Here is a 6,749-nt window from a genome sequence, read left to right on the forward strand (position 1 = left end):
CCCAAATATCTTTGAATGTTTAGAGTGCTTTTTTAAAACTAAATGACTATACTAGTATTGAAAGCGTTTCTAATCATTTATTTCTATTTTTACGATTTTCAAGACAATTATATAGAAATTTTTAATGTCATTTCATAGTTTTTCCTTATCTTTCCTATTTTTCTGAAAATAAAAAATCCAAGTTTCAAAACCTGGATTTATCTTTTCTTATTTGAAATAATATGAATGATGGCTCTGGCAAGCTGGATTAAATTGAGCTTCACAATAAGGACAGTTGCCTTTCTTTTTATACTCCTCATACGTCAGTGTCTGCTTACAGGAACCACATAAGATGGGCTTATCCAGAGTCAGACTTAAAGGATAAGGAGAAAATGTGTGCTTTTCTATTGCATTATGACACTGATAACAGGCGTAGTATTTCTTACAGTCATAGCACTGAAGGGCTACGATATCTTTGTCGCTATGGTAATGTACACATCTGCTATCATCATCAACTAGTAATCCCTGAGCTTGAAGCATTGATTTTTCCTTATCTAGGCACGAACTGTGACGCTTGTTCCATCTTCTTTGTAAAGATTAATCAGGCCTTCTTTCAAAGCACGGACCATATCACCAGCTTGTACTGGTTGGGGAACCTTGATAGTCAAAAGTTCCATTGGATTTGGTGCACGGTCAATCTTGTTACCTTTGGCATCGTGAAGGTCTTCGATATAAGTTTCAAAATGGCGGAAACCTGGGCCATAAAACTCAACTTGGTCTCCTTCGTTGATAACGTTACGTTGGCGAATAGTTGCTGTTTGCGTTGCATCATCATAAGCTACTACTTCAGCAACAAACTTGTATTCTGGAATCTTACGACGAGCACCGAACAGTTGTTCGTTTTCAGATGGTGTTCCGTAATAGAAACCTGTAGCCAATTCACGTTGAGCCACCTTCCACATTTCATCAATCAAGTCTTGCTTAATAGCCTCAAACTTTTCAGGACTTTCAAGGTAGGCATCAACTGCAGCCTTGTAGCAGTTTGTCACTGTTGAAACATAGTGGATAGACTTCATACGACCTTCAATTTTAAGACTGTCCACACCATTTTCAATCATATCTGGGATATGGTCAATCATAGACATATCAACCGCAGACATGGAGAACTCTTCAGGAATTTCTCCCTTGAGACTCTTACGCTCTTTACCAAATGGCATATCGTAAAGGTCATATTTCCAACGGCAAGATTGTGAACATCCACCACGGTTGGCGTCACGCATACTCATATGGTTAGAAAGCGTACAACGACCAGAGTAGGAAATACACATCGCACCATGTACGAATGCTTCGATTTCCACATCTGTACGTTTTCGGATTTCTGCCAGTTCTTCCATGGAAACCTCACGCGCCAAAACAACGCGAGTCAATCCAAGTTCTTTCCAGAATTCAAGAGTTTCATAGTTGGTCGCACTAGCTTGTGTTGAAAGGTGGATTTCAAGTCCTGGTGCTTCTGTTGCTGCAATCATGATTAAGGCAGGGTCAGAAACGATAACCGCTGCAATACCAATATCACGCAACTTACGGAACCATTCTCCGGCACCTTCTTCATTTCCTTCGTGCATAACCATATTAGCAGCCACATATACCTTAGCGCCATACTTAGCCGCGAACTGAACTCCTTCTTCCATTTGTTCGAAAGTGAAGTTTCCCGCACGGCTACGTAGACCATAGGCCTGACCACCGATAAAGACAGCATCTGCTCCGTATTGAACAGCTACTTTTAGTTTTTCAAGAGTTCCTGCTGGTGATAGAACCTCAGGACGTTTCAAAGTTTTTGTCATTTTTTCTCCTATTTGCAATATAAAAGTTTGACACCAATCTTAACTATTTTATAGTAAACAGGGTTCAAAATCAAGCCTTGAATGATTGTTTAGACAATTTTAATTTTCTTGAAAAGCTAAGCTCAACGAACTGTTTCTATTTGCCAAGCACTCCAACCTTTAAAACGAATGGCGCCCTTGTTGTCAGTTTTTAATACCAAATTCTCAAGTTCTTTATCTTCTTGGTTATTCTCCCCATTTTTAACTTTAAATGATTTTTTCTTGTCTATTGAAATAACAGTGATTTTAGGGTGTACATTTTTGAAGATTTCGATATCTATCTTTTTCTTCGATGCTTGCTGATGAGTTATCACTACATCTGCTTGGAGTTTTGGATAATGACTCGTTAAAAACTTCTCCTCTATATTGCCAGTAACTAGAAAGGTTTGGTTTAGTAACTTTCCATACATTGTAATTGAATCATTTTTATCCTTATTTTGAGTTTCGATTACTTCCAAACTACTCCCAAAAACAAATAAGCTGTCTCCTTTTTTAATTGAACGTAGGTTGACTTTGCTCTCCTTCAGCTTATCTATAAATTCTCTCTTAGATAAAGTTTCTTCAGTTACTAGAATCTCTCTAAGCTGGAAGGCTTTACTGATTTCTAACACATGATCTAACTGCTTAGTATCACTGGTCGTCAGAACCAACTGATCAATCTTTGCCACTCCTCGACTTTTCAGATAAGGAATTAAACTACGTTTGGCATTACTGGTAATAACTTTCTCCTGCCAGACTTCTTTCTTGTCACGTTCAGATTTTTCTCCGACATCCAGTAGTATGGTCTTTCCTGTCATGTCTCTTAGGAAAATACTTCGTCCCTGTTCCATATCTAGGACTGTGATTTCATTTTCTAGTGGATGCTTGGTTACTAAAAAGAGTGAGATGGCAACTATGACAAGCATAGATATTTTTTTCAAATTCTTTCGATAGTCATAGATGAGAGCTAAAGTAATCAAAAGAAGGATTAAAATCCAAAGACTCGGCTGTCCAAAAACAAGTGGCCTCGTAGATAGCTGAGAAATATAGCGAATGATGTTTTCAAGCCATTCAAAGAGAAAGTTGAACTGGGTGATGGGATATATAAATGACAGACAGAAGATAATCGATAAAAGTGGCAATAGGACCATGTCAAACAAGAATGAAAAGACAAATGTCAAGAGAATGGACCACGGTTGAAATTCTGAAAAATAAAATGATAGAATTGGCAGAATTCCCAAGGAAATAATGCAACTCTCTCTAACCAGACCTTTTATCCCTGCTACTTCCTCACCAGTCATGGTCAGGATAAAGGCATAAGCACAGGAAAGAACTCCTCCAGCAGTTAAGAAAAAGTTCGGCATGATAAGAAATAGAATAAGAATCGTCAAAGCAAAATTATCAAGTGACTTAAAGCCATGTTGAGCCAATAGCTTTTGTAGAAGACTACGAATAACAGAAGCTGAGAACCCTGTCAAACCTGCATAGACCAAAGAAAAGGGATAGGCAAGCCATTTGAACTTCTCTTGCGTCAAACCTAATCGTAAGAGTGACTTTTTAAAAGCATTCATGAAGAAACCAACCTGCATCCCTGACAAAGCAAAAAGGTGAATAATCCCTAGACTGGAATAGAGTTCATTCATTTCCTCAAAGTCTGTGTCCAAGTGCCCCAATAATAGACCGGTCATATAGTTGCGCATGGGATCAGGAAAATTCCTTTTTATCCAGACAACTGCTTTTCTCCTCAAGCTTGATAGATTTTCTCCGATATCCCAACTACTTGTTTGCTTTAACTCAATAATTTCGGATATGGTCAAGGTCTGATAAATTCCTTGAGTTTTAAGGTAGTTTCGATAATCAAATCCAGCAAAATTATTTGCTCCTTGAGGAATAGCTAGCTTTCCTTTTACTACTATCTCATGCAGTTCAGATAAGTCTTGAAATTTTTTCTTTTCAGCTTCTGACTGGAGTTTATAATAAACTTGAAAGAGCCTACCATCAGCCTTGCCACGAAAAGACAAGCTATCACCATTCACCTTGATGGTGTCCGGTAAGAGTCGCACTGTAGCTACCGAATTGACAAGATTCCGACTAGCTTCTTCTTGTTGCCATTTTTGAAATATAAACCAGCTTCCAAAAAGACCACAAACAAAGAGAACCTTGACCACAGTCTTCCATGGAAATTGAAAAAAGAGGCAGAGCAGTAAAAAGACAAAGCCCAAAAGTGCTAAAAAGCTTGCTGAAAAGATTGCATAGTAGAGCCATAGCAAAAGAAAACTGAGATAGATTTTTGGGAAAGGAAAGCGACTAATCCACTGTAACATACTCTTTTAACTTTTCTATCGTTTTTGCGCCAATACCAGAAACCTTTTTGAGCTCATCAACTGACTTAAACTTACCGTTGGACTCACGATGGTCGATAATATCTTGAGCACGTTTAGCACCTAATCCTTTAACTTGTTTCAGGTCCTCTAAACTGGCTTTATTAAGATTGACTTTCTTATTTTCTTTGGTGTTGGAAGCATTTGAATGTATATCTTGACTGATAGCTTCTTCCTTAGTCGGAACATAGACAAGTGCTTCGTCACTAATTTTCTGAGCAAGATTGATAGACTTACTGTCTGCATTATCTGTCAGTCCACCAGCTTTTTGAACAGCATCATTGATACGACTTCCAACTGGCAAATCATAAATCCCTGGTGTTTTGACAGCACCCTTGACATCAACAGTAATCAGATCTTGCTCCACTGCTTCTTCCTTCTGATTTTCATCTTCCTTTACATCCGTCGAATCCTTTGAAACAGTGGTAACTTCTGTTTGCACCTTTGTTTCTTTAGCAGGTGTTTGAGCGACTGGTTTTAGGAGGAAAAATCCACCCAAGACCAAACCCAAACTAACACAGATAACAATAATTTTATATTCTTTGATTTTCTCAATAAGTTCTTCCATATTTTCTCCTCTCTTAGCTAATTCGTAAGAGAAAGAAAAAAACAGCTGAAAAATCTTTTCAACTGCTTACTTATTTGCAAAATAATCTTCCTTGGTTAAGACATAATGGACATCTGTTACGAATCTTCCAGGTTCATTTTTATCCATTCTAGCATAAGGTTCTTCGTGAGAAAAGCGCATGCCTGATTTCTCCATAACCTTTCCTGATGCAGGATTATCCTTATCATGAAAAGCCGTCAACTTATTCATTCCTATCTTTTCAAAAGCCAGTTCAATCACGGCACGATTGGCTTCTGTTGTCAATCCTTGGTTCCAATATTTTTGATGGATAATATAACCAATGGCTGCCTTCTTAAGAACAGTATCCATCTTGTGCAGGTCAATGGTTCCTATAAACTCTCCAGTACTTTTTAGTTCAATTCCCCATCGTCCCAAGGGATTGGCTAGATAAAACTGAGCAATATTATTCTTGGTTTCCTCCAGACTTTGATTGGTCGGGAAAGTGTAGCGCGTATTTTCCTGGTTTGAAGCATATTCAAACATGGCTTCTGCATCATCAAGTGTTACTGGTCTAAGTACTAAGCGTTCAGTTTCGATAATTTGATGCTTGGCTAGTTTGATAAATAGTGATTCCATGATGCACCTCCCAAAATAGGTTGCTAAAAGAATAACATAAAAGAAATAGGTTTACAAGTTTTTCTTGCAATTTAAAACGGTTTCATATACAATAAAGTCATCACAAAAACTCTGACGAATGATGTGATACATAAATTGAAACAACTTAATAGAAAGTGAGTTATCCTATGTTAATTGGAATTCCAAAGGAAATTAAAAATAATGAAAATCGTGTTGCTTTGACACCTGCTGGTGTACAGAGTCTTGTTGGTCGTGGTCACCGAGTCCTCATCGAAACAAATGCAGGTCTTGGATCTGGCTTTGCTGATGCTGACTATGAAAAGCAAGGAGCAGAAATTGTCGCAACTGCTGCTGAAGCCTGGGCTGCAGAATTAGTGGTTAAAGTAAAAGAACCCCTTGCTAGTGAATATCAATTCTTGCGTGAGGACTTACTTCTTTTCACCTACTTGCACATGGCTGCTGCTCCAGAATTAGCTGATGCTATGCTTGTAGCTAAAACAACTGGTGTTGCTTATGAGACAGTTCGTGATAATCAAGGACAACTCCCACTTCTTGTTCCAATGAGTGAAGTTGCTGGTCGTATGGCAGTCCAAATCGGAGCTCATTTCTTGACTAAACAAGCTGGCGGTTCAGGAGTTCTACTCGGTGGTGTTCCTGGCGTTCCAAAAGGAAAAGTAACCATCATCGGTGGTGGTGTTGTTGGTACACACGCAGCTCGCATCGCTCTTGGTTTGGGAGCTCAAGTAACCATTCTTGATATCAGTGCTAAACGCCTCTCTGTCCTAGAAGATGTCTTTGGTCACCAAATCCAAACACTCATGTCTAATCCATTTAATATCGAAGCAAGTGTGCGTGAAGCAGACGTTGTTATCGGTGCTGTCTTGATTCCTGGTGCCAAAGCTCCAAAATTGGTGACAGATGAAATGGTACAACAAATGCGTCCTGGTTCTGTCATTGTTGACGTTGCTGTTGACCAAGGTGGTGTTATAGCGACAGCTGACCGTGTGACAACTCACGATGAACCAGTCTATGAAAAACATGGTGTTCTTCACTATGCCGTTGCTAACATTCCTGGAGCAGTTGCTCGCACATCTACGATTGCCCTTACAAATGTGACTCTTCCATATATCGAAGCCTTGGCAGGAAAAGGATTTAAGAAAGCTATTTCTGATGATGCTGGTTTACGTGAAGGAGTTACAACTTATCAAGGTATCCTCACTAGCCAACCAGTTGCAGAAGGCTTGGATCGTGGCTTCACTTCAATCAGTGAACTTGTTTAAAATGATTTATAAATTTAAACTACAAAAATAAGAAGCTACATAAAAA

6 protein-coding genes are annotated in these 6,749 nt (G+C 38.7%); 1 reads left to right on the forward strand and 5 read right to left on the reverse strand.

The window, feature by feature from the left end; all coding sequences use genetic code 11:
* Positions 1-207: 207 nt before the first annotated feature.
* From SINDD18_RS04170 to SINDD18_RS04190, 5 genes are all read right to left on the reverse strand, one after another.
* Positions 208-519, reverse strand: a complete 312-nt coding sequence (locus SINDD18_RS04170) for a CHY zinc finger protein (RefSeq protein ID WP_061863190.1) — start codon at positions 517-519, stop codon at positions 208-210.
* 14 nt (positions 520-533) lie between these two features.
* Positions 534-1,820, reverse strand: coding sequence for a peptidase U32 family protein (locus SINDD18_RS04175; protein ID WP_000169115.1), 1,287 nt, complete (start codon positions 1,818-1,820; stop codon positions 534-536).
* 122 nt (positions 1,821-1,942) lie between these two features.
* Positions 1,943-4,162 carry a ComEC/Rec2 family competence protein gene (locus SINDD18_RS04180; RefSeq protein ID WP_061863191.1) on the reverse strand — a complete coding sequence of 740 codons (2,220 nt, stop codon included), beginning with the start codon at positions 4,160-4,162 and terminating at the stop codon, positions 1,943-1,945.
* Entirely contained in the window at positions 4,146-4,787 is a 642-nt protein-coding gene (locus SINDD18_RS04185; RefSeq protein ID WP_061863192.1) for a helix-hairpin-helix domain-containing protein, read from the reverse strand. Before SINDD18_RS04185 ends, SINDD18_RS04180 begins: the two co-directional genes overlap by 17 nt.
* Before the next feature lie 66 nt (positions 4,788-4,853).
* The gene (locus SINDD18_RS04190; RefSeq protein WP_061863193.1) at positions 4,854-5,423 is read right to left on the reverse strand and encodes a GNAT family N-acetyltransferase; all 570 of its coding nucleotides are present in this window, start codon (positions 5,421-5,423) and stop codon (positions 4,854-4,856) included.
* 167 nt (positions 5,424-5,590) lie between these two features.
* Here SINDD18_RS04190 and ald point away from each other — a divergent pair, with 167 nt between their 5' ends.
* On the forward strand, positions 5,591-6,703 hold the full coding sequence (gene ald / locus SINDD18_RS04195) for an alanine dehydrogenase (protein WP_061863194.1): 1,113 nt from the start codon (positions 5,591-5,593) through the stop codon (positions 6,701-6,703).
* The last annotated feature ends 46 nt before the right edge of the window (positions 6,704-6,749 follow it).

It is taken from the genome of Streptococcus infantis (assembly GCF_001579645.1).
Lineage (GTDB): Bacteria > Bacillota > Bacilli > Lactobacillales > Streptococcaceae > Streptococcus > Streptococcus infantis_E.